18 protein-coding genes are annotated in these 26365 nt (G+C 37.5%); 4 read left to right on the plus strand and 14 right to left on the minus strand.

Going from position 1 to position 26365, the window contains the following annotated elements; genetic code table 11:
- Nucleotides 1-38: 38 nt before the first annotated feature.
- Both FHT21_RS22830 and FHT21_RS22835 read left to right on the plus strand, forming a co-directional pair.
- Nucleotides 39-980, plus strand: coding sequence for a prohibitin family protein (locus FHT21_RS22830; protein ID WP_347878504.1), 942 nt, complete (start codon nt 39-41; stop codon nt 978-980).
- 16 nt (nt 981-996) lie between these two features.
- The gene (locus FHT21_RS22835) at nt 997-1584 is read left to right on the plus strand and encodes a rhodanese-like domain-containing protein (protein WP_167297017.1); all 588 of its coding nucleotides are present in this window, start codon (nt 997-999) and stop codon (nt 1582-1584) included.
- Here FHT21_RS22835 and FHT21_RS22840 read toward each other — a convergent pair.
- From FHT21_RS22840 to FHT21_RS22900, 13 genes are all read right to left on the minus strand, one after another.
- Nucleotides 1581-2039, minus strand: a complete 459-nt coding sequence (locus FHT21_RS22840) for a hypothetical protein (protein WP_167297018.1) — start codon at nt 2037-2039, stop codon at nt 1581-1583. The genes FHT21_RS22835 and FHT21_RS22840 overlap by 4 nt on opposite strands.
- Nucleotides 2040-2158: 119 nt before the next feature.
- Nucleotides 2159-3163, minus strand: a complete 1005-nt coding sequence (locus FHT21_RS22845; RefSeq protein WP_167297019.1) for a discoidin domain-containing protein — start codon at nt 3161-3163, stop codon at nt 2159-2161.
- A gap of 10 nt (nt 3164-3173) precedes the next feature.
- On the minus strand, nt 3174-4676 hold the full coding sequence (locus FHT21_RS22850; RefSeq protein WP_167297020.1) for a RagB/SusD family nutrient uptake outer membrane protein: 1503 nt from the start codon (nt 4674-4676) through the stop codon (nt 3174-3176).
- Between the two features lie 12 nt (nt 4677-4688).
- Nucleotides 4689-7718 carry a SusC/RagA family TonB-linked outer membrane protein gene (locus FHT21_RS22855; protein WP_167297021.1) on the minus strand — a complete coding sequence of 1010 codons (3030 nt, stop codon included), beginning with the start codon at nt 7716-7718 and terminating at the stop codon, nt 4689-4691.
- A 636-nt stretch (nt 7719-8354) separates the two neighbouring features.
- The gene (locus FHT21_RS22860; protein ID WP_167297022.1) at nt 8355-11171 is read right to left on the minus strand and encodes a TonB-dependent receptor; all 2817 of its coding nucleotides are present in this window, start codon (nt 11169-11171) and stop codon (nt 8355-8357) included.
- Between the two features lie 154 nt (nt 11172-11325).
- A complete protein-coding gene (locus FHT21_RS22865) occupies nt 11326-11496 on the minus strand; it encodes a hypothetical protein (RefSeq protein ID WP_167297023.1) in 171 nt (56 codons plus the stop codon).
- A gap of 140 nt (nt 11497-11636) precedes the next feature.
- Nucleotides 11637-12020: an MmpS family transport accessory protein gene (locus FHT21_RS22870; RefSeq protein WP_167297024.1), complete on the minus strand. Its 384-nt coding sequence runs from the start codon at nt 12018-12020 to the stop codon at nt 11637-11639.
- 151 nt (nt 12021-12171) lie between these two features.
- Nucleotides 12172-12390: a VF530 family protein gene (locus FHT21_RS22875; RefSeq protein WP_167297025.1), complete on the minus strand. Its 219-nt coding sequence runs from the start codon at nt 12388-12390 to the stop codon at nt 12172-12174.
- Nucleotides 12391-12410: 20 nt separating this feature from the next.
- Entirely contained in the window at nt 12411-13022 is a 612-nt protein-coding gene (locus tag FHT21_RS22880; RefSeq protein WP_167297026.1) for a class I SAM-dependent methyltransferase, read from the minus strand.
- A gap of 378 nt (nt 13023-13400) precedes the next feature.
- Entirely contained in the window at nt 13401-13808 is a 408-nt protein-coding gene (locus tag FHT21_RS22885) for a RidA family protein (RefSeq protein WP_167297027.1), read from the minus strand.
- Nucleotides 13809-13927: 119 nt separating this feature from the next.
- Nucleotides 13928-15913, minus strand: coding sequence for a M1 family metallopeptidase (locus FHT21_RS22890; RefSeq protein WP_167297028.1), 1986 nt, complete (start codon nt 15911-15913; stop codon nt 13928-13930).
- 126 nt (nt 15914-16039) lie between these two features.
- Complete coding sequence (locus tag FHT21_RS22895) at nt 16040-16780, minus strand: carboxypeptidase-like regulatory domain-containing protein (protein WP_167297029.1); 741 nt, start codon at nt 16778-16780, stop codon at nt 16040-16042.
- A 68-nt stretch (nt 16781-16848) separates the two neighbouring features.
- A complete protein-coding gene (locus FHT21_RS22900) occupies nt 16849-17196 on the minus strand; it encodes a Spx/MgsR family RNA polymerase-binding regulatory protein (RefSeq protein WP_167297030.1) in 348 nt (115 codons plus the stop codon).
- Nucleotides 17197-17528: 332 nt separating this feature from the next.
- On the opposite strand from FHT21_RS22900, the gene FHT21_RS22905 reads away from it, so the two are divergent.
- Both FHT21_RS22905 and FHT21_RS22910 read left to right on the plus strand, forming a co-directional pair.
- Nucleotides 17529-19067, plus strand: coding sequence for a histidine kinase (locus FHT21_RS22905; protein WP_208399018.1), 1539 nt, complete (start codon nt 17529-17531; stop codon nt 19065-19067).
- A 37-nt stretch (nt 19068-19104) separates the two neighbouring features.
- A complete protein-coding gene (locus FHT21_RS22910; RefSeq protein WP_167297031.1) occupies nt 19105-19779 on the plus strand; it encodes a LytTR family DNA-binding domain-containing protein in 675 nt (224 codons plus the stop codon).
- 202 nt (nt 19780-19981) lie between these two features.
- Here the strand turns inward: FHT21_RS22910 and FHT21_RS22915 are convergent, their stop codons facing one another.
- Nucleotides 19982-26338, minus strand: a complete 6357-nt coding sequence (locus FHT21_RS22915; protein ID WP_167297032.1) for an MG2 domain-containing protein — start codon at nt 26336-26338, stop codon at nt 19982-19984.
- Nucleotides 26339-26365: the final 27 nt, after the last annotated feature.

Consider the following 26365-nt stretch of genomic DNA (forward strand, 5'->3'; position numbering starts at 1 on the left):
CTTAAAACCACACATGCCTTAAATTCATAAAAGATTGTGTGAAATACTTTATCTTTAATAAAAATCTAAATTATATGTTCTTAAGTATCATCGGAATTATTATCATTTTTGTTGGTTTTGCAGTATCAAACCAAAATAACGTTATTGGCCGCTACAGCAGTATTACCAAAATTATTGGTCTGGTGCTGGTCATCATTGGCCTATCATTCTCCATGTTTAAAGTGATTGATGCCGGTGAGGTTGGCGTTAAAACCGTTTTTGGAAAAGTAGACAACGACGTTTTGTATAGTGGTTTAAACGTAATTAACCCAATTGCGGTAATCACTCCTTTTGATGTTAAAACCCAAAATTATACCATGTCTGGCGTGCATGATGAAGGTAATAAACAAACAGATGATGCACTACGTGTTTTATCTGCAGATGGCCTGGAGGTCATTATCGACCTTTCGGTACTATTCAGGGTAAAGGGAAGTTCTGCTCCGAATATTTTACGGGAAATAGGAACTGATTACCTGGAGAAGATTGTCCGCCCTGTTTCGCGTACTGCCATTAGAGATAATGCTGTAGCTTATGATGCTGTTGCACTGTACTCCAGTAAACGGGATGAATTTCAGGCAAAAATATTTAACACCATTGAGAAAAGTTTTGCCAAAAGGGGCTTAGAGCTAGAGCAACTTTTAGTGCGTAACATCACTTTACCTGCATCGGTAAAAGCAAGTATCGAATCGAAAATAAACGCAGAACAAGATGCCCAAAAGATGACTTTTGTACTCCAAAAAGAACGCCAGGAAGCAGAACGTAAAAGAGTAGAGGCCCAGGGTATTGCCGATTACCAGCGTATTCTTTCAACAGGATTGAGTGACAGGCAGCTTCAATATGAATCTATATTGGCTCAAAAAGAAATTGCGAAATCAGCAAATACAAAAGTCATTATCATGGGGAATGGAAAAACCGCTCCAATTATTTTAGGAGGAAATTAATTTAAACACTTAAAACATGAAAACAAAAATCATTACCATCATGCTTTTTAGTATTGTGTATCTATGTAATGCGCAAACTACTCCACCTGTTAAAAGAAAAGCCAATGTAGATTTTGATGCTTATGAAAAATTAATACCTAAGGTTAAAGCCCACCGAAAAAACAAGCTTGTAGATTTGCCCACCTTTTTAAAAATGGCCGCAGAAAAAGGCACCGTTATTTTAGATACCCGATCAGATAGCCTATACAAGCGGAAACACGTTAAAGGGGCAATACATCTTAACTTCTCCGATTTTACCCAACAAAACCTGCTCAGGCTTATACCTAGTGCGGATACCAGAATATTAATCTATTGCAACAACAACTTTGTAGATGATGCAGCCAATTTTGCCAGCAAAGTAGTGGTACCTGTTTTAGTAAAGAAAAAAATAGCGCCTATTTCATTGGCCTTAAATATCCCTACTTATATTAATTTATATGGATATGGGTACCGAAATGTTTATGAGCTTTCTGAACTGGTAAGCACATTAGATAAAAGAATAACTTTTGAAGGTACGCATGTTAAAAACATTGCGGTTAACGCACAAGCATTAAAAGTTAACTAATTACAATCCTTAAAACCATCTTTCAGCACCTTTAACCTGGCTACCGCAGCTTCGAGCTCTTTGGGGGCTTTCCCGTATTCGTAAGTGATTTTATATTGCTTACCATCAGCATTAATGGCAATCCACTCGGCGCCACCATCTGCACAATCGGGGCAACCTATGGTTTCGGGCAGGGCAGCAATTTTCTCCATATTCAGATCATTTTTGATAGCATTTACATCTGCCTCAGAAATGGTTTTGCTGCAGGTTTTGGTATCGGATGTCTGGCCATTTTTTGATTTGGAAAAAGTAAGCTTCAAATCGCTGATGAGCAGATTATTGGAACAGTAACCCACGCACATTCCAAATGACGATCCGTAACCAATGCTGTTTAGGTTTTTGATATTACCTTTTTTGCAACTAAAAATAGGCGTAATTAAAGCTAGCGTAAGGATGACTTGTAAAAATTTCTTCATAATTAAGAGACAAAATACAACCTCAAAGATATTGTTTATCAGCTAAGAACTTATACAAAAGCGCTGTAAACAAAGAAAGCGATCAAAATTAAGATCGCTTTCTTCAAATTACCACAATTTTAGCGTTTCACATACCCCTCAAAATTCGCCAGGCAAGGGTAATTTGACCCTTCCAGTAAAGTAATTTTTACAAATCTGACAGGAGCAGCAGGTGAAACTGCAAACTTCTGTTCGTTTACTGTAGTTGGGTTAAAGGTCCGGTCATCGCCTAGCGGCGTAAAGGTTGTGCCATCCACACTACCCGAAATAGAAAATTTGCTAAAACCTTGTTTTGGGTCGGTATGGGCGTTAAGACCGATATAAGAAAGTAAACTTGCCTTTTTCATATCAACAATAATCCAATGCGGATATGGATGCAGCACATCGTAATCGGCCTGCCAGAATGATGGAACGTTTGGTGCGGTTGGACTTTTGGCCGAAATTACATCTACCACATAAGCCGCTAAATTGGTTTCATCGCCAGGATAATTTACTTCACTCGAAGCTGTTGCTGTCCATCCTGTTTTGCTCAATGCAATATCGGTAAGCGGCTTTCTTTCCTGCAAACCGATAGCACTAAATTCTGACAAAAATGTAATGTTACCTGTTTGTGTTGCAGCTTTTTCTAAAGCAGTTAATTTAAGATAACGTACATTCCTGGCAGGCGATAAGGTAAATGCCTGTTCGGTAAAAGTGGCAGGATTAAACGTAAACTCGCCAATAACTGTAAAACTGGTTCCGTCGTTACTGCCTTCCAATCTAAATTTGGTAAAACCTTTCGAGTCACCCTGTTTTGCGGTTAAACCGATTTTTGTTACCACCGTCTGTTTTTTCATATCGATTAATAACCAATGTGGAAATGTAGCGGTAGTATTCGAGCTCCAAAAAGTGTTGGTGTTTCCATCTAAAACAGTTCCGGGTAAGTTAGTAGTCTCCTGGCTGGAGGCTGTGGCTGTCCATCCGGTACGATCCAGTACTACTTCTTCTAAATTGGAAGTTAATTCCAGACTTTTTTCTTTTTTACATGAGCTTATGGCTGCTCCCGATAAAAGCAGGCATAAAGCATATATTCTGATATTTTTCATTAGTTCTGATCTAAGGGTTCTGAGTTAGATTTTTGTTATTGTCTATCTCGTACTGTGGAACGTAAAAAATAACACGGGCATCAGTAGGCAGAATTGTTTGCGTAATATTGGTGTTTGGCGTGTTATTTAAAGCATGTGTACCAGGATAATTCCGGGTCATAGGCCTGTTGTTTCTGAATAAATCATAAGCACGCTGGCCTTCGAAAGCAAATTCCAGTCTGCGTTCTTCTAAAACTACATCTAATGCTGTTTTATTTGCCGCCGCAATACCTGTAAGTGTTAACACAGGAATTCCTGCTCTGGTACGGATCAGATTAACATCATCAAGAGCCAATTGTGCATTGCCCAGTTTGGCATTGGCTTCAGCTTTATTAAGGTACATTTCTGCCAAGCGCAAATAAACAGGCGAGCTTAAATTTGCAATCCCTTCCTGCAAATTGTATTTGGTGACATAATACATCGGCACATTGGGGGCTATTTTAGTATTTACCTGTAACACACCATTAATTTTATAGGGCGCAATAAAGCTGTGTCTTAAATCTGCAGGATTTTTATCTAGCTCTGCCATATACTGCTGAGAAGCGTAAATTTCGCCGTAACCGGTATTGCCCTGCGCCCCTGGGGTAGATAAAGCACCAGGAGTACCGCTGTAATACATGGAACCAATCGCACCAAAATCCTGATCTTCTGTTTTGGTATAACGGATGGCAAAAATGGTTTCCGAATTGGCTTCCGGAGTTTTAGTGAAGTAACTTGCATAATCTGCACCCTGAAGCAATTTATAACGACCAGAAGCGATTACCAGATCGGCATATTTTATTGCATTGGCATTATCACCCATGTTTAAGTAAATACGAGATAGCAAAGCATAAGCAACTTCCTTCGATGCAAAGATATCCGCCTTTGCTACCGTCATTAAATCTGCTGCCTTTAATAAATCGGCAATGGCAGCGGCGTACACCTCTTTAACGGTATTTCTTGCTGGAGTGCCTGCAGGTACACCTTCCTTTAAAATGGGAACACCCGGATTTTCACCATTGCCCTGTGTATACGGTCTTCCAAATACGCGAACCAGGTTAAACTCCATCATTCCTTTTAGGTAAAGATTTTCGCCTTTAAGCTGCTTCAAATCTACACTCGAATTATCTGGAATAGCTGCTATAATCTTATTTGCGGCAACAATAACGTAATAAGCTTGTTTCCAAAAGTTAGCGCCATGTGTCCCTGTGGGAATATGGGTATAACGATAGCATCTCGAAAGATCATCAGAAGATGGTTGTCCTTGAGCCACATTATCTCCCTGAAATTCTGTTAAAAAATGAGCACTCCTAACATAAGTCGCATTTCTTAGCACAGCATAAGTACCAATTGTTGCGGTCTCAATATCACCAGGGTTTGTCAATGCAGATTCGTCATCAATGGCTGTTGATGGTTTTACTTCCTTTTTACAAGCACTTACACTAAAAACCAATGCCAGTGCGGCTATATATATTTTAATTTGATTCGCTTTCATATTTTTCCTCTCCTATAAACTAATGTTTACACCAAACAATATTTTTTTGCTGATCGGGTATCTAAAACTTGAACTTCCCGGCACAACATTGGGATCATTATCATCTGGCGCCAGTACAACCTCAGGGTCTATACCCGAAAATTTAGTCCCTGTCCAAAGGTTATCGCCACTAACAAAAATCCGGGCACTACTTATTTTAATTTTATTTAACCAGCTTGTTGGAATCTGATAGCCGAGTGTAATGTTGCGCAAACGGATATAACTTCCATCTTCCAGGTAACGTGATGATTGTTGATTGGAATCATGGTTACCACCTAAAACTGGTTTCGGGTGTGTAGCAACATCTCCAACTTTTTCCCATCTGCTCCAGCCCGATTTTAATACCATTGCATTATAACTTTCGTACAAACCATCATTATCAAAATAAGCACGGCTATTGTTATACACTTCATTGCCATAAACAAAATTGAAAAATGCGCTTAGGGAAATCCCTTTATAGCTAAAGGTATTGGTAAAACCTCCTGTAAATTTTGGTGAAGCCGATGTTCCAGTATATTGGCGGGTAGCCTGAGCGTAAGTATTGGTCACCGCGATATGGTTTACCCCATCTGCATCGGTAATTACTTTTTCCCAAAGCGGATCGCCATTGTTCGGATCTACTCCTGCCCAAATCGGCATTTTCCAATCATAAATATCACGACCTACCGCCTTTGGCTGGGAACTGCCTGGATTAATAGCATCCTTTCCTTCAGTAAGGCCTAAGATGGTATTGCGGTTAAAGGCCATATTGAAATTGGTTTCCCATTGGAACTCGCCTGTAAAGTTTTTAGTATTGATGCTAAACTCAAGCCCTCTGTTTTTTAAGGCACCAACGTTTTGGAAAATATATCCGTAACCATCAGTTGAAGGCAATGGCACTTTAAACAATAGCGCATTAGAGCGTTTATCATATAAATCAACCGTTAAATCTATCCTATTCCAAAAACCGATATCCAAACCAATATTGGCTGTTTTTTGCTTTTCCCAGGTTAAATCGGGATTGCCTTTTTGATCGGGCCTAGCTCCAGGCAAACCACCATAACTGGCTGAGGCATCAATGGCATATAGTCCTAAAGATGGATAATCGCCAATTTCGGCATTACCCGTTGTACCATAACTTGCTCTTAATTTTAAGAAACTAATCGGTTTAACTTCTTTTAAAAATTGTTCGTTGCTCAAAATCCATGAAGCACCTAACTGATAAAAATCGCCACCGCTTTTGTTTAAACCAAAACGCGAAGAATTTTCGTGCACAAAGGAGGCAATTGCAAAGTATTTACCTGCATAATTATAATCAACCTGGCTTAAATATTTACTAAAATTATATTCATTTGTCCCCCCGGATGGATTACTGATAATATCGGTTGCAGTAGACATTACCGGACGGCCTGCCGGAAGATTTTTACCATTTAGATTAGCTTCATCATAATATGATTTTTCAGCTTCGCCAACTGCCAATACGGTTAAATGGTTATCGCCAAAACTATTTTCATATTTCAACCTGTTTGAGCTTAACAATCTGTTTTTATATGTTGTGGAGTTATATAGTGAGCCGTTGGTTGCACCACCCTCTTTAGTTCTTTTATCGTAATAATCTACAGCAAAGGTGTTGTAAAAAGTGGTTCTGTTATAACTGGAGAAAGTTAAGTTCTTTACAATGTTGTAATCTAAATTTACATCGGCACTTAAATTTAAGCTTCTTTGATAAGAAAGATTATACTGCGTAGAATGAAGAAAATTTTCTACATCGCGGCCTTTCCAGGTTGGTGTAATCCGCGGATCAACAGGGGTTCCATCTGCATTGTATGCAGGGTCGAAAGGGAGATTTAAATAACCATCTCCAAGTGTATTGCTGTTAGCATAGTTATTTCTGGTAAATACACCGTTTAACAATAAACTCAATTTAAGTTTTTTGGTTAACTGGCTACTTAAATTCGCCCTTAAGTTATAGGCATTTTTATCGTTATTGATTACTGTACCCTGTTCTCTATAAAAGTTACCGGCGATATAGTACCTTGTTTTTTCTGTACCTCCTGATGCAGACAGGGTATAATTCTGCGTCATTCCGTTTTGGGTAGCCAAATCCCACCAATTGGTATCATTTTTTAAAACAGATGGATCTGGATTTGAAAATGTTTTTTGATAATCATACAATTGCTGACTGTTCATCAATTTGAAATGACCAGTAGAAGGTGAGTTAAAACCTACTGTTGAACTGAATTCTATTTTTGCCTCTCCCGCTTTACCCGTTTTAGTGGTCACGATGATAACTCCACTACCTGCGCGTGAGCCATATAAGCCCGTAGCCGCAGCATCTTTTAAAATGGTAACAGATTCTACATCATTTGGACTATAAGTAGCACCTTCGGTACCGTAAGCCCCAAGAATATTTCCATCTACCACTAACAACGGCGCTGTTCCACCATTAATACTTCCTATACCCCTTATTGTCATTTTAGGAGCAGAAGTTGGATCTCCACTGCCAGAAGAAACCACAACACCAGGAGCTTTACCCTGAATCATGGAAATTACATCGTTAGATGCTACCCCCTTTAACTTTTCGGCAGAAATTACCGAAACAGAACTCGATAATTCTCCTTGCTTTTTTGACGAATAACCAACCACCACTACGTCGCTCAGGTTGTTATTTTCTTCCTCGAGGCTAATGTTGATTGTAGTTTTGCCCTGAACAGGAATTTCCTGTGTTTTAAAACCTACAGATTTAATGATTAAAATGCCATCAGCAGGCACAGTGATTGCAAAATTACCAGATCCATCAGTAGAGGTGCCGATGCTTGGATTTGATTTTAAAGTGATGGTTACTCCAGGAACTGGACCAGATTTATCGGTTATTTTCCCTTTGATGGTAATATCAGCAAAATGATTAGCCCCCATTTCCTCGGGATTAAGGTTTGCGTGATGGTTTAGATCGGCAGAGGCTTTACTTTCATTAAGCCATAATAAGCCAACTGCACCAAAAATCAGTAAAGATTTAATCTTCATGTTATTGTTGTTTTTAAGTTAGTAGATAGGTTGTTGCGAGATAATTCAGATTTGTTTTTTTAAATCATAGGCTAACTATCTTTTTTAAATACATAGGAATTTCAGTATGTTTTTTGCTCGCTTGCTGAAAAAGAAGTTCGTGTAGAGGCTGGTAAACCCCATATTTTCTCTTTCCAAACCTAATTTAAGCGATTCGAAGCATGCAAAATCTTCAAACACCACGCAAACGTTTGATTATAAATAAAGAAATTGACCAATTTTATACCTCTTGCCGGATGGCAATAGAAACTTATTAAAAGAACACCCACTTAATATTATTGAAACTGTTTTTTCGAATCAATAATTAAAGAAATCTGTCTAAGAAAATAGATGATCACCTAAGGATAAAAAAACTAACAAACGTTTGCGTTAAGATTTTTAAGCCTAGAGAAATAAAAAACCTTAACAATCCACTTTGGGGAATAAATGTTATACTTTTTACAAAAATCTGAACCAATGCTTATGCTTGGCAATAATTAATTAAGGATGAAGATATATGCACTAAATTTACATTTAGAACTTATTTATTTTAAACATAAAAAGCCTTTAACATTCTCTTCTGATAGAAATGTTAAAGGCTTAAAATAACTGGAAAAACTAATTCACCGTATTACGTGGATTATTTCTTTCGTTGTTTGCCCCTACTTTGGTCAATTTATAATTTAAAGATAAATAAAAATACCTGGTAATGTTATTGTATCGTACATCCTCAATCCGGCTACTGTTTACAATCCTATCTATACTCGTATTTTGGTTCAAAATATCAAAACCTTTCAAACTTAAAGTTACCCTGCGTTTCATTAAAAATTTATTTATCCCGGCATTTAGCAAAAAGTAATTATTGTTGAACCCATCGGCACGGCCTGCTGAGCCAACATGGTTCAGATCAGCCTCTACCCTTAAATCTTTAATAAACTCGTAGCTCAGGTTAAGCGTATTCTCCAGGCTGAAATATTTATTATCAATGGCTGCTTCGGCTGTGTTATTTACTTTGGTATAGGCTAGGTAAGCATAAATACCAGCATTAAATTTATCATCAATATCATAACTCCAGTTAATATTTGGTCCGATTTCAAACCTATTGGTAATGTTTTTAGAACTGCTGATAAAATTTGTTCTATGTTCGGTAAAAAAGTTCATTCCATAGTTCATCCTTAAGCCCTTAAGTTTGGATGGCATACCGAAAAATGTTCCGGCACGCAGATAATAATTGCCGTTTACATTAATGGGTTTAACCGTTTGAACCCCGTTGTTGTAGGTAATATCGTTGCCGATATCATCAAAAGATAAATTATACAAGAAATAGCCGTTCCAATAGCGGTTATTATCAGGGCTGAAGGTATTAAAGTTTACCGAGAGACGGTGATTTTTTCTGGCTTCGAGATCAGGGTTTCCAGCTCTTTGATATAACGGATTGGTATTGTTCTGCACAGGCTGTAAATCGGTTACCGATGGTAGGTTAACACTCGCTCTGTAATTTATAGCAATTGTTTGGTTGGCTTTATTCTTAAAATTTACCGTTAAGCGTGGCAATAAATTATAATACGATTTTTCGATGTTGCCCATGTTGACCCCAATGTTATTAAATACGTTTGCATTTAATAAACTTTGCTGTCCGTTTAATCCAAAATTATAAGTCCAGTCTTTGCCTGTATAGATGAAACCCAACCCTACGGTTTGCAGACTATTGCGGTTATCGAAAGTATTGGTTAATGAAGGAACAATGGTTTCGTAACGATCTGTAGTTGGGTTATAATCGAAAGTAAGCTGCTGTGCATCTACAATACTGCGTGTAAAACCATAAGCCACATTTGCGCTCCATTTTTGATTTAAAGGTCTTGCATAATTCCCATTAATGGTATAGGTTTTTGAAGCATTTTCCTGATTCGCCTGTTGATTGATATTGGTTGCAGTAGTACCTCCATTTGCATACTGATTAAGCAAAGATTGATTTAGCCAATCGGAATTATATGTATTCTGTGTACCATTTAAACGCAGCGAAACCGAACCTTTCTTATTTGGCAACCTTCTCAGTACGGTAAACTCTCCAAATAGAGCGGGCGTAAAATTATGCTGTTTATAGTACTGGCTTCCATCATTAGCCTTTCCGGTAGCATCAAAATCAGAACGGAAAAAGCGATTATTGATGTTTGTCGTATTATTCAAGATCACGTTCGGCCGCAGCACAATATCGGTTAACGAATCGGGATGATATTCTGCCTTAAAGTTAAAACGATGTGCCTGATTATTACTGTTCCGATCTGTATTATCTAAAGTACGCAGAATATCTCCAGAGCTTAAATCCTGGATATTTGATAATTTGTTACCTAAGCCAGAAGAGAAATAAGTAAAATAACTTCCGCTAAGGGCCATCTTATTGTTCTTACCCCACGAATTACTGTAGTTTACGCCTCCACTATGGGTGGTATACAATCCAATGGCATTGTTATCAAAAACACCACTTCCTCCAACCGTTACTTTGCCGTTATTGTTATTGATAGAGAAACTTCCTCCGGCAGGTGGGGCAAAAATATTTCCAATATTGCCACCACTAAAACTGCTCAGGTCATCGTAACCAAAACTGGCATCGTTGGTATTGTTGCTCATACCCAAAATAGCAAATTGAAGGTTTTTATTAAAATGATTGGCGCTTAAATAACTTCCGTATTTATCGGTAGTACCACCAGCAAGGTTGGCATTTCCGAACCAACCTTTTTTCTTATCTTCTTTAATGGTTAGATTTAACACCTTTTCGCGCTGCCCATCGTCTATTCCGGTTGCTTTGGCTTCTTGTGTTTTACTATCAATCAATTGCACTTTTGCTATGGCATCGGCCGGTAGGTTTTTGGTTGCAGTTTTGGGGTCAGTACCAAAAAAGTCTTTACCATCAACCGTTAATCGGGTAACTTTTTGCCCCTGCACCAAAATACTCCCATCCTTATCAACTGTTACACCAGGGAGTTTTTTCAAAAGATCTTCTACCGCAGCATTTGGCCTGGTTTTATACGCATCGGCATTAAATTCTATTGTATCTTTTTTAACTGTTGCCGTAGCATATCGGCCACTCACCGCAACATCTTTAAGAACTATGGCATCTTCATGCATTTTTAATATTCCCAGTGCAATACTTTTTCCGTTTACGCTTATGTTTTTAGTAATGGAATTATAACCCATTGCAGAAATGCTGATTTTATAATCACCGGTAATCACTGTATTAAAGGAAAATTCTCCGGCTCTGTTGGTTACTACACCTACTTTTTTGGTTGTATCGGCCCTGCTTGACAGAACGATACCCACATATTCGATTGGTTGGTTAGTTTTTCCATCAATAATTTTTCCATTAATGCTACCACTCTGTTGTGCGAAAGATTTCGTAGATAACAGGCACAACAACATCAATAAATAGGTTTTCATAGCTAAGGTTTTGATTTTTTTGTTTGGTTTGTTAGCCTTTTCTGTAAGGCTTTTAGCTATAAGACACCAGAAATATTAAAATGTGACAGTAAAAAATTATTTTTTTAGCTGGTTAAAACAAAAAAGTCTTTCAAATTGAAAGACTTTTTTATTGTTAAACTTTGGTTACTTTTTTTGTGTGTGTTTTATGATGATGTTTTTTATGACTTTTTTTAGTCTGTGATTTTTCTGTAGTCGGTTTTACAGGTGCTGCAGTTTGTGCATTAACCGTTGCGAAGGTAAACATGGCCAATAAAGCGATGCTCAAAACTTTAATTGCTTTCATTTTTCAAGTTGATTAATAATGAATAAACCTTGTTATTTTTTTATTAAATCTCGAAAATCAAGATGAAGATTTAGTGAATAATTCTCACATGGCCATTTAATTTTTGCACTCTTTTTAATGCTAAGAAATATACCTTTTATTTAAGGCAAATAGAAATCAAGACCATACAATATTTTTTTATTGGTCAGAATTTGTTCACTGATTACCTTTCCATCCACTAAAACTTTAAATTCACCCCTGGCTTTATCACCTTTGGCCGTAATTTTTACATGACCGTTACTTCCTGGTTTTAATGTAAGTACCCTTTCCCATTTCCCTTTAATACCTTTTAATTTTTGCCGCTTTCCATTTTCATCAATATAAGAAATCTTTGCTGTTGTGTTTTCATCCAATAAGGCCCGATAGCTTACTAGGTAACTTTCCTTCTGAGGAACAGCTATTTTTCCTTTTTTTAAATAATGCATGCTCAAAGAGCAGCCACTCATTACAGTAATCAGCAAAAAACAGTAGAAAATATTTTTCATACGATAAGGTTTAGAACAAGATGACGACGGTTTTAAAGAAAAGGTTGCAGGCAATAGTTTTGAAGGCGGAAATTTTGAACGATTGAGTAAGCAACATTCACCCATTCTATCATTCAATCATTTAAAATTCAATCATTTAAAATTCAATCATTTACACAAAAGTATCCAGATATAATTCTTCTACCTTTTTACGGGCCCAGGGCATTCTCCTTAAGAATTTTAAACTGGATTTAATGCTCTGGTTATTGTTAAAACAATCGATCCTGATCAGTGTTCCAAGTTTTTCCCAACCATAGTGCACCTGCAGATCGGTTACCATTTTCTCTAAGGTAATACCATGTAATGGATTGTTTTTTTGCTGTTCGGCCATGGGGTAAAGTTAAGGCAAAATTATCGGGGTTTATATTGTGCCATCCAAACATTTGCACCACCGCAATCGGGATCATTTATTTTGTGCCTAAGCACTTCAAATTGGTTTGACTGCAGTAAAGCTTGATATTCAGCAGTAGCTAAAGAAGCATGAAAAAGGTTCTCGCCACCATTCATGCCCCACACCTCTCCCCTTTCTGTTCCAGATGTAAACAGTAAAATACCGCTCGGTTTAAGGTGCCGTTTAAAAATATCAAACATGTTCGGCTGATCATCGGCAGGGAGATGAAAAAAACTATGCCATGCAATAATCGCATCAAATTTTTCGCCGAGATCAAGTTCACGCATATCTTTTAACATAAACCTGGTAGATGGGAAATTGATTTTTGCCAGCTCGATCATTTGCTCGCTGGCATCAATTCCTAAAACATTTATCCCCTGGTTGATAAAATATTCCAATATGGGTTTCCCATCCCCGCAGCCTAGGTCCAAAATCTTTGCATCCTGTGGAAAGTGTAGGAGGATATCGTTTAAATATGCTTTTTCTACCGAATCGGCATAACGGTTTTCGGCAAACCAGCGGCCTATCTTGTTGTAAACTTTGTAAACGTTTTTGCGTTCTCCTTTTTCCATCCGCTTAAATTTTCGATTATTATTGATGTTAATTTTTAATTTAAAGTTTTAAAATATTCGGAATATTACCTTATGCTTTAGTAACACCAAATTAATCATATTTGTATTTTTATTGGAAACAAACGTACAATGGTTCTGGGCAAGTGCAGCACTGCCATCCGCTTTATTCCCTTGCACTTCATGCCCGCTATTGTCTGGTTTAGGATGCACGATCTGCTTAAAGTATCGGACTGATGTTTCTAAACCCGGATTGAAGTGGAAGCCCGCAGTGCAGCGAGGACTTTGAACGGAAAGCGGGACTGAAAACCGCCAAGAACGCAGAACCCTTAATTTCCAAAACAACACCAGTTTAACAATAATTGTAACCGGGTTTATAAATTAACCAACAGCCGTAGCATCAATTTCGATCAGCATGCCATTTAAGGCCAACCTTTGTACGGGAATAAGCGTATTTACCGGAAAATTAAGGTCAGGCCAAATCCTGGTCGATTCTTCTATTAAAATCTGGTGTTTCACTTCATCGTAATCTACTACCAATGTGGTAAGTTTTGCAATATTGGCCATGGTTAAATTTTTGCTTCTTAAAGCTAAAGCAATATTTTCGAAAACTATGCTTACCTGTGTTCTAAAATCATCGCTCAATATACCATCTGTTCTGCTACCGCCCTGCCCTGCAATAAACACCAGCTGTCTTTCTGCTGAAACGGAAGCTACATGAGAATATCCATGTTGACGGGGATCGTATATACCAGCGGGATTGGTAATTTCTAAAGTGGTCTTTTCCATATCTGTAATTTATACCCGCTAAATTATCCGATAGTTTTCCGTAAACCGTCGGTTCTTTGCAATAAAAAGCCTCCTGATCTTTTAAAATCAGGAGGCTATAATTAATTATTCAGGTTAAATTAATTACCTGAGGCTGTCCAGGTATTGTTATCCGTATTCGAATCTGGTAATACTTTATTAGGATCTAAAGTAACTGATTCAATTTCTTCAGTTGTTGGGTAACGCACCAGCCAACTCGTGTTTTTCATCCAAACATCAACCGGGACTTTTACGATATCTGTTTTACCGCTTTTGGTTTTAATCTGCAGGATAATTGGCATTGGCATTTTCTCTAGGTTTACAACTTTAATCGTGTAACCCACCAATTTATCGTCTTGCTTAACGGCCTCAACACCAGCAATACCTTGGTCCATTTTCCAGTTGTTTAACCACCAGCTCCTCCAGAACCAGGCTAAATCTTCGCCTGCACCATTCTCCATTGAACGGAAGAAATCAAATGGTGTTGGATGTTTAAATGCCCAGTTTTTAATGTATTGACGGAAAGCATAATCAAAACGGTCTTCACCTAAAATCTGGTTTCTTAAAAGATCTAAGCCCCAACCTGGTTTGCTGTACAGGTTAACCCCAATATTACGCTCGGCCATTCCATCAGGCATTAGCATAATGTTTTCGAAAATCGGGTTACCAATAACAGTTTTACCAATTCTGTTTAAATCAGTCGGAGCCCCAGCGTATTCGCCTTTATTAAAACTACTTTTAGAAATACCGTTGATAAAGGTATTAAAGCCCTCATCCATCCAACCATATTTACGCTCGTTAGAGCCTACAATCATCGGGAACCAGGTATGACCAAATTCATGATCGATTACGCCCCACGCGCTTGCTTTTTTAGCTTTCCAACCACAAAATACAATACCAGGATATTCCATACCGCCAACATTGGTTGCTACATTAACCGCCATAGGATATGGATATTCGAACCATTTGGTTGAATAGTGCTCGATGGTAGATTTTACATATTCTACACCGCGGCCATATGCATCAACACCGTTACTTTCTACAGGTTGTGCAGAAACCGCCAAAGATTTTTTACCGCTTGGCAGATTAATTTTTGCCGCATCTAACACAAAAGATTTTGACGAAGCCCAGGCGGCATCACGTGCATTTAAGATTTTAAACCTCCAGGTTAATTTATCTTTCGCCGGACGGGATTTTGGATCTGTTACCTCCTCTTCTGTACGGATGTGAACGGTAGCATCGCTAAGCTTAGCGTCATTCCACCTTTTTAATTGTTCTGGTGTAAAAACTTCGGCAGGGTTTAACAACTCGCCTGAGCCCATTACAATATGACTCGCTGGCACGGTGATGGCAAAGTTAATATCGCCATACTCACAATAAAACTCACCACCGCCCCAATAAGGCAAGGTATTCCACCCGATCACATCATCATACACACACATTCGCGGAAACCACTGTGCCACGGCAAAAATTTCGCCATTTTTTGTGGTTAAATGCCCTGTTCTGTCCGATCCCTCTTTTGGTATAATAAAAGAATAATCCATTTTAACAGTTACAATATCACCATTAGCTGCCATTGGTTGGTCTAAACGGATCTGCATGCGCGTATCTTCTACCAAAGAAGTAAATTTTACGGCAGCAGCTTTTTGTGATACACTGATGTTCTGGATTTTATAGCCACCATCAAATTTTTCACCTTGTGCACCATAACGGCTACGTGCTGGCGTAATGGCATAGCCACGTGAAGTTTCTTTAAAAGTATTCTGGTCTAACTGCAGCCATAAATAGGGCAATTTATCAGGGCTATTATTTTTGTAAGTAATGGTAACGGTACCCGTGACCATGTTTTTTGTTTCATCGAGGTTAGCTGTAATGTTATAATCAACGCGATTTTGCCAATATTTTGGCCCGGGTGCACCAATTGCAGAGCGGAATTCATTCCCGTTTTGTGTATAAAATAGTGGTCCAAAGGCTTCAGCAGGGTTATAATTGCTAGCTGGCGCGGGTGTTGTAGCTTGTTGAGCCGATGCAGAAAAGGCAAAAACGCAACAAACCAAACAAAAAGTTATTAGTTTAGTCAATTTCATGATAATAATAAGGTATAATCTGACGGTAAATATAAAAAATAACCACATATAGATTTATATGTGGTTATAATGTTACCAATAACGGTAAATTGCTACCTATAGTAATACCTATAGTAATATCGTGTATTAATTTGCTTTTAACTTGGGTAAATCCTGTAGTTTTCTTTCTTGTGGCGTTAACTTTTTCCACGCCACAAAGGCTCGAGAGATATAATAAGCATAACGGTACGGCCTTTCTGCTTTTACTGTCTCAACCGAAGGGCGATAAATAATCATGAAGTTTTTCAGCTCTTCTCCCTCTAACTTGGTCATATCTGTTATGGCCTTTGCGGTAAAGTTCTCGTCAATTTCCTGGAGATACATTTCCTTTTCCTCTATATCGGCTTCTTTTCGCTGTTGTCTTCTATATTTGCCATAGCCAAGATTTAGGTTTAAGCCTCCAACCTTATCGGTCATACGTTTACGGTTTAAGTTTCCTCCGGTACTTAATAGCGTATATTTTTCGGCCAATGGATCTTTTGCGTCTGTAATCTGACTATTCATCCGCACTGCCGTAATATCTACATCTTTTAAATTATTTGTTTTAACCGGAAGATATATCGTTCTATTTAACAGGTTGGTTAAGTAAAGTGTATCGGTATGATAACCAACGGCAGAAAACTCTATCAGATCGCCAATATTGGCACCAATGGTATACTTTCCTTCTTTATTTGTACTGGTTGATTTTTTACTGTTCAGGTTTCTGATACTAACACCAGGAAGAGAAAGCGTTTTTTTCGAATAATCGAAAACTGTACCTGTAGTTACCGTTTGTGCAAAAACGCCAATAGGCAGGGCAAGCAATAGAAAAATGATCAGTTTGTACATACTCAAAAGTAACTTAGTTCGACATTTAAAAGCTGCATTTAACAAACTTTAACATTAGAACAATTGAATTAGCCTAGTGTTTTTAAATAATTGTCATCATCAAATCCAATTAATATGGCTTTGTTGTTTTGCTCAATAATCGGACGTTTTATTGCGCTGGTATTTTCTTTTAAATAAGCTATTGCCAAATCTTGGTTATCAATTTTAGCCTGCTCTTCTTTAGTGAGTTTTTTCCAGGTTAAACCTTTGCGGTTTAATACCGTTTCCCAGCCGAAGGTATTACACCATTCATTTAATTTTTCAGTTGTAATGCCTTTTTTCTTGAAATCGTGAAATTCAAAATCAACCTGATGTGTTTTTAACCAATCGAGCGATTTTTTAACTGTATTGCAATTTGGAATTCCGTAAACGGTCATATAAATTATTGAATTTTGGATGAGTGATTGAATGCAAAAGCAAAGTTAATAAACTGTTTAGCTTTATACTTAATATTTTGAAGATCCTTGTTTTATTGTGGTGGATGTGGTGTCAGATATTTCTATCTGACACTAATCGTAATTATCTTTTGGATATCAATTTAGTTGCCAGTCAGATGGTAACATCTGACTGCACAACCAACTATAAACCCGATCCTAAAATCAAATAATCCTAAAAATCCCATTCATTCATCACATTTTTAGGCCCATCGGTCACATTTTAAATATTGATGCCGATACGCTTTGTAAAATTGTAGCATAAACTAAATCAAATGGTAATTCTATCAGGTACCCCATCTACAATAAAAACCAAAAGCATCAACCAGCTTGAGTTTTGGATTTCTACAACATTATATATCCTGGCATTGATCAGCATTTGTTCATCTACAGTTTATAGCAGGGGCAGTTCTTATCGTTTTGAAGAAAGCCAAATTGACTATAGTGTAATGGCAAATTACTTTATCCCCGAACTATTTAAGATCAGCATTTTGTATATCAGTTTTTTATTGTTCAATTTTTGCTTCATGCCTCAACTGGCCAATAAAAAAAATATCGCACTTAATATCATTCTTACCATTTTAGTTACATCATTTTCTGTTGTTGCGTGGATGGTTTTTAACACGTATTCCCAAGCTTACCGACTGTTAGAATATGACAACATCGATAACGCGTACGGTGTCTTTTTTGGTGAGGCATTTACCTATATTTTCTTCCTCTATCTACTCTTTAATGCTTATGCCTACTTTAATGAGCGAGGATTAGAACTGCTAAAAAGAATTCCATTTTTAAAACATTACAATAACAACATCATTCCAGAAGTTTTTGTCTCAATTAAAATCTGGTTGATTTCTCTCATGGTATTTGCAGCGATACTTTCTTTAAAGATCGATCACGAAATACTGGTCATTTGGCTAATTGTACCGCCTGTAAATATTTTCTTTGCTTTTTGTGCTATTTATTACGTCATTCCAAATCTCAGAAAGAATTTTAAAGGTTTTGGCCGGTATTTTTGGGGAAATGTAGGTTTAACTATTATCATTTCACTACTGCTGTTGATGGTGCTTATCCCTTTTATGCGAAATGGCGAAGTGGTGCCGATTACCTTAATTTTAAACGCAATATGCTTAATCTGCATTACTACGCCATCTGCATGGTATATTTACAAACATAAATTTGAAAAACAGAGCGAAATTCAGATGCTTAAAACGGAGTTGGGCAAATCGGATGCAAACCTAAATTTCTTAAAATCGCAGATCAATCCACACTTCTTGTTCAATGCATTAAATACCTTATTCGGGACAGCTTTACAGGAAAATGCAGAAAGGACTGGCGAGGGTATTCAAAAACTGGGCGATATGATGCGTTTTATGCTCCACGAAAATACCCAGGATAAAATTTCGTTAACCCGCGAGGTAGAATACCTGAACAACTATATTGATTTACAAAAGCTACGTACCTCACGCTCTGCGGATATCAGGATTGATACACATATTGAAGAACAGTTAAATAACCTTCAGATTACACCAATGTTATTGATTCCATTTATTGAAAATGCATTTAAACATGGGATTAGCCTGCAACAGCCCTCGTACATTAAAATCACCTTACAAACCAAAGAAAAAACTTTATACTTTGATGTGAGCAATAGCATTTACATTAAGGCGGATAATGATCCCGAGAAATTAAAAAGTGGCATCGGACTTGAAAATGTTAAACAACGTTTATCATTACTTTATTATGGAAAACACGAATTAATTATCCGCGAAAGTGCCAATGAGTTTTTTGTTCATTTAACTTTGCAGTTGGATTAGTCTTATTGCTATATTGCCTTAAAGAACAAAATAAAAAATGATTGCCATTGCTATAGATGATGAACCGATTGCACTTGATATTATAACATCGCATGCCTCAAAAGTTCCGTTTGTAGAATTGCAGCAAACTTTTACAGATGCTTTTGCGGCCATCACTTATCTTCAGCACAACAAGGTTGATTTAATTTTTCTGGATATCAAAATGCCTGATATCAGTGGGATTGATTTTTTAAAGAGCCTGAGCAAGCCACCAATGGTTATTTTTACCACGGCTTATACCGAACATGCCGTACAAAGTTTCGAACTTGATGCGGTTGATTATCTGCTAAAACCCTTTTCACTTTCTCGTTTCTTAAAAGCCTGTAATAAAGCGCAGGAGCTCTTTAACCTGCGTAACCAGAAGCTAGAAACAAAAACAGAATATATTTTCGTAAAGGACGGTTACGAGCAAATTAAGGTGGAGTTGGATGAAATCCTGTACATAGAAGCCTCAGGCAACTACACCCAGATACAACTAAAAGATAAACTTTTAAGCTCAAGGATTACCATTAACGATTTGGCTGAACTGTTGCCAAAAGCAGATTTCATCCGCTGTCACCGGGCTTTTATTGTAGCTAAAAATAAAATATCCAAATTTGACCGCAGCCAGGTTTGGATTGGAGAAAAAATCATTCCTATAGGTGCAACCTATACCAATATTAAACTTACTTAATGCAGTTTAAACCTTGCAGGTTTTAAAATGGCTTTAGCCCTCAACGAGACCTTTAAAAATAAGTTAAGTAACGAGTTAAACCTGCGAGGTTTATGCTTCGTTAATTAGACCCTGAAATAAATTACCTTCGGTGAGCTCGCTTAAAACTCGGTTTACACCGTAGCTTTCCGCTTCGCTACAGGTCAGGGCCACGTTCAACATATTAAGGTTTTACATTTACCCTTATCCCTGCTGAGTGTGTGGTAAACTCAGGTGCGTACATGCTTTGCAAAGAGGTAATTCCATTCGAAAAGTTTCCGGCATGCGTAACGCGCAAAGGATATTCAAAAACGTAGGTTCCCTTTGGCATATAACTGATAAAGAAATTGGTTGAAGCATCTTTTGTACTTTCGTAATAACCTAAACCATCCTGATATTTATACCGAGAGATCACATTTACAGGTTCAAAACCCGATGAACGCATATCCTTCAAATGAATATATTCCATATCCCGATCGCAATAAATTTCAATACGCACTTTCAATAAATCGCCAGGGGCCAAAATATTGGTTGCCGTAAGTGGAGTCAAAACATCGCCTTTTGCGCTAGCTTTTTGGACAAATAATTGTTTGTTGATTTTAACACCGGTGTTGGCCATCGTAATTTTATCCAGTTGCTCAAAATATTGCCAGTACATTGCGCCCCAGGCTACGGTTTGGTTGTTGTTTTTAACCTGTACTTTCCCCATTTCTGGTTTTACATTAGCCGCTGCAATAGTTAATTTTTGATAACCCGTTCCGGCTTCTTTTAAGGCATTAGGCTGTTGCAGATCTGCTATTTTTTGACCGCCAATAGTTATTTCGGGCTCATTGCGCTCTGCCAGAAGGTTAGTACCTTTCATTAGCAATGCATAACACGCCGCTGTGGTGGCTTTGGTTGTTTTCCAATCGTTAGTCTGTTTGTTTTTGAGCAACCAGATTTTCATTTCCTCCACCGATTTGGCATCATTAGTTACTTCGTCGAAAGCCTCTATTAATAAAGCCTGTGTTTCTATCGGACTTTGGTACCACCACCAGCCAGCTTTATTTGTAGCCCAGTACATACCCAGTTCATCATTTTGCTGAGCCGTTTGATTTAATAACGTAATGATTTTTTTGGCTTCTACCTCATTGCCGTTTCTATTTAAAACCAAGGCGGTTTGTGCCAACTGGTAAGTATCAAAGGTTTTCCAGCTCGCTATTAATTTTTTCAGATAGAAATCTTTGGCCTTTAAAAAATCTGCATTGTTATTTTTTTGATTGGTGTAGCTTCTGGCGAATAGATAATGCAAAGGCAAATAGGCAAAACGTTTTCCTTTCACTTCCTCCTTGTAATCTTTAACCAGCTGTGCATCTAAATAAATAATGGCTTTATTAAGCATTACATTAAAACTAGGATAAGCTTTTTCGTCAATCAGTTTTAGTTTTTTTAACTGGCCCATTCCTAAAACAATGTGCTGTGTAATGTACCGATCTTCTTGCATACCATTAAACCACGGAAAGGCACCATTATTAAATTGCATTTTCTCTAACTTTTCGAAATTGTTTTTCAACTCATAAGTCATTCTATTTAAATCGAAAAGTATGGCTAAACGTTTTTTACGCTCGTTTTCATTATCGGCATTACGCACCCAAGGTGTTTCTTCTAACAAGATTGATTTGAGCTCCTGGTTTTTCTCCAGGTTAGATAACAGGGCCTCGCCATTATTGGTGTTTTGCCATTGTTCGAAAACGGTTTTAATTTTTGGCGAGGAATTAATAATACCTGTTGCAAAACTATTGGCATAAAATCGGCTAAAAGTTTGTTCAGCACACTCATAAGGATATTCCATCAAGTAAGGTAATGCCTGCACAGCATACCAGATAGGATTTGAGGTAAACTCGAAAGTCAAACTTTGGTTGCGCAAGGTTTTTGAAGCTCCTGATTTCTCCAGCTTCTCAAAATCAAAAGTTTTACTAGTATTACCACGCACGTTTATCGGCATACTTTCGGTAACCAACATGGCATTTGCCAAAACAGGAATGGTATTTTCTTCACCATCGCTAAACTTGCCACTTTGGGCCAAAACTTTGTAGGTAATGGCATTAATGCCTGATGGGATAATTAATGTCCATTTTAAAACCGTATTGCCTGCATCATCAACTTCAAAAGTTTTTTCGGTTTTTTCGTTTGTTCCAAAAATCTGGATCGGTTTTGCTGTTAAGGCATCTGTAAGCTCTAAAATGGCATTACCGATGAGTTTTTTGCCCGCCAGGTTATTTAGTTTGGCGCTTAATAAAATGGTGTCCCCTTCGCGGAAAAAACGTGGGGCATTAATGGCAATGGCCAATTGTTTCTGGGTAACCAATTCGTTGGTGATCGAAGCCGTTTTTAAATCTTTGGTGTGCGCAAACCCCATCATTTTATAGCGGGTTAAACTTTGCGGGATGGTAAACTCGATCTTGATTTCGCCTTTGGCATCGGTTAACAATTGCGGATAGAAAAATGCGAGTTCGTTAAAGTTGGTACGTGCTGTGATGTCAGTTTTTTTATATTTAAGTGCTTCCACTTCCTGGCGTAGTGTTGGATCTTTCTGATCAATTGATGCCCCAGCACTTGGGATTAAATCTTCAATTGCGCGATTTTTATCTGTAGCCACACCCGCCACCCTCCCTTGCAAGGTAGCAGAACCTCTGATCTGTATCGCTGCACTTGTCATCTCCTTTTTCTGCGCCCCATAGCCAACAACCACTACTTCATTTAAAGCATTCCCATCTTCCTTCAATATTACATCGACCCGTTTTTTATTGCCAATTTTTACAGCAGATCTCGTATACCCTATAAAAGCGAAATTCAGTGTCTCCCCTACTTTAGCATCAATGGTGTAAATACCAAAAACATTAGTGGTTGTTACTGTTTTGCCAGATTTCACCTGTACACCGGGCAATACATCGCCATGCTCATCGAATATCACGCCATAAATTAATTTGCCTTTTTCCAATTCAGCCAGTTTTTTTACAGCTTCGGGAGCTAAACCCCTTCTTTTAGGCCTTTGTAAATTGTTCATATAATTACGGTAACCATTGTTGTAACCGCCGTAATAATTGTAACCGAATAAATTAAGGTTTTCGTAACCACGTGTAATTGTGCCGTAATTATTTTCAGACCTTAAAAACCATAAATAACCTGCGTTCGCGACATCATTTACATTGAAGTTCCAAGTATAAAAATAATAGTTAAAGCCAGTTGGCAACTGCGTATTCCAATCCATTCTTTTCAGGTCATCCAAACTTGCGTCGTAGAGCGTAGCCACCATTTCGGCCATCTGCTTTTCGCCATTTTTATTACTGATCTGTAGCTTCCAGCTTTCTTTTTCACCGGGTTGAAGTTTATTTCTAAAGGTTAAAAACCTGATATCTAACTCTTTTTTCGGGTCTATAATTTTAACCTGTTGCATAGAACTGTAAACCATACCTTGATGTACCATGGTAAACTGTACGGCAAAACCATCCTCGTAATTACCTTTCGGCTTAATTTTAACAAAACTTTGTTTTGGCGATAGGTTAAGCCATACCTTTTCGGCTATACTATCACGATAATAAACTTCATAATAAGCCCTGCTGTTATCAGCTAAGCCAGCCAAGCGGAAAACAGCACTTTCAGTCGGTTTAATTACGCTTACTTCAGGAGCAATCCATTCGATATTAGATTGTATCGTTGCAGGCTCTTCATTATAGATAACTAAATACTTATCTACTTTAATGGTATCGTTCTGCTCGTTTATGGCTATTAAATTGATTTTATAATAACCAGGTTTTAGATTTTTTTGATTGAAGGTTAAACTCCCCCGACCATTTTTAGCCGTCGGGCTTTGTTTTAATTCTACCGATTTTATTGGCCATTTGGCTACTTCGAGTTCGTTGTTATAATCCTCATCAGGAAAACACTTAATAAACTCCTCTTTACTTAATGCATAGTTTTCGGCATAAAACGGACTCTTGTTCATTAACCTGGATGGTGCCTGCAACAAACTCCATTCTGCCTTAACATTCGCTTTAATGGGTTCGTTGTTTAAATTGGTTACCCAGAACGGGATACTATCGGTTTTGTTGCTTACATAAATAACCTGTTCGGCACTGATATTAAGATTGATATCTTTTAGCCCTACATTTATAGCTGTGGTTTTCGTTCGGGTTTCGCCATTTAAATCTGTTACCTCAGTTTCAATTTCGTAGCTATAATTCTGTTTGGTATTGGTGGCCTTTGCAAAAAAGGTAATATCAAATTTGCCACCTGGTTTGGTATTTGTTTTGCCAATGGCAATCTGTTTTCTTTCGCTATATATATTTGAACCATAAATAGCACTACGCTGCGTGTAGGTTAAGCGGTAATCGTACATCGCCCTGCGGAAAACTTTATAATTTACTTTTGCATTATTTACGGAGTATCCTGAAAATGAACTGGCTTTACCTTGTACTTTAATGCTGTCGTTCAGCTTGTAGTGCTGATTAGGTTTATCAAAAAGCACTTCAAAGGTGGGGCGTTTATATTCTTCTACCTGTATATTAATGCTGCCATAATCGGTTTCAATTTCCATCTGGCCATTTAATTTCCCGATCGGGATGCTGAAAGATCCTTGAAAAGTACCAAAATCATTGCTCGTTACATTGGTCGTAGTTACTTCCTTACCGTTAGCATCATTAAAAAAAACCTCAAGTGCTTTATTTACTTCTATATTATTTTTACCATCTTTCGATCGCAAGCATATACCCTTATAGTAAATGGTTTGTCCTGGCCGATAAATAGGTCGATCAGTAAAAAGAATTACACGTTCTTTATCTTCGTCATCCCGATAGGTGTTATAATTATTAATATTTAATTTCAACTCATCTTTCCCGAAGGTAGCCACCGCAAAAGACATATTCCCGTCGGTTTCATTTGTAGTTGCGTAACCATTTTCATTAGTGGTAATTAAGTCGCCATTAATATATTTCCGCTTATTATAATCATATCGCTGTTGTTGTATTTTAACATTTTTTAAGGGTGCACCGTTGCTAAGCTGGCTAACAAAATATTCATGTTTTTCAATATTCCGCCTGTTGATTACAGCCATTGCAGTAACCTTAAAATTAATATTGCTATAAACCGTATCTTTTTGTTCGTGGTTAACGGTCTGGGCAATCAAAGTATAATTACCAAAAGCTAAACCGTCTATTTTATCAATTAAGGTATGGCTTTGGTAATCGCTGGTTTTTGGCACAATGACAAACCATTTTTTGATTACTTTATTTTGATTAAAAAAAGCTAAAAAGTCATTCTTATTTTTAAACTGTTCGTAATCATTTTGAGGTTCAGTTGCTTTAAACAGCCTAATATGTACTGTATCTGTATTTTTATATGACAAATACAACTGTGCGGGTTTATCCGGCTGGATATATCTTTTTATTTTAATTGATAATTCGCTGCTTTTAATCTGCCTGATTAAATTTTCTGCATTTTGCGCACCAATGCTTTTAGGATAACCCTCAATAGCTTTTTTGGCTAAAGCAACGGCTGTTAAAAGATTTTGTTTGTTGGTATCAACAGGCAATTGCACATTTTTATGCATAAGGGCCTGTTCATATAAAATATCGGCATAAACTTCTGTTTGGGTGCTTTGTTCAGCTAAATTACTCAAAGCGTTATTGTACAATTCCTGATCATAGCCACTGAAATTTTGTTGTATAAATTTTAAGCGTTTTAAATCAACATCGGCCAATGCCGAAAAGTTATTGCTGTTTTGATGAAATCTGATCAGGTTTTTAAACAACTGCAACGCTTGGGGTTTAAAGAGTGTACTATCATTGGTGAGTTCTATCGCCAAAAAAACCTGTCTGTTGCCAAACCAAGCAGCATTGCTCATATCAATTGAGTCATCATCATATTGTGTAAGGTTAATCTGTGTATTGCTAAAAACATCGATGGCCCGGTGTGCAAGTAGGTCATACAATGTTGGCCTGTAATTCCGGTTATTTTTATCTCCCGCCAAAACAGCATCCAAAACATCAACTTTAGTTTGTTGCAAAATTTTAGCTTCCTTCAACGATAACAGGTAGTATTTTATCGTTTCCTCATTTAGTTTTTTAATGCTCCAGGTTTTAATATCATTGCCAATATCGCCCTGCACTTCTGTACGCGATCCAATTTTCCACCTGTTTTGTTGCAAATAATTCCAATACATTTCGGCTAAAAGCGACTGTAAAATGCTTTTTTCGGGTTGTTTGGCATTGCTGATGTCTGTGCGCAGGTCAACCAAAATTTTATCAAAGGCATTTTCTTCCAAATAGCTTTGAAACATCATCCGGTAAATAACTGATTTGATCAGCAATGGCGCATTGTTCTCTTTCTTTGCCGCTTGATTTATTTTTTCGACCAAAGCCAGCGCATCTTTTGGCTTGGCCTGGTTGGCAATAGAATCGACCCTGTAAAAATCGTTGAGTGTATATTTCTGTTGTGCAGAAACACGTAAGGACAGCAAAATGAAGAGAAAAAATAAGGCGGAGAGGCGTAATGATATATTCATAGGTAGCTTGCGTTTTTAATATAGATG

This window comes from Pedobacter sp. SG908, from assembly GCF_011759615.1.
GTDB classification, from domain to species: Bacteria; Bacteroidota; Bacteroidia; order Sphingobacteriales; family Sphingobacteriaceae; genus Pedobacter; species Pedobacter riviphilus.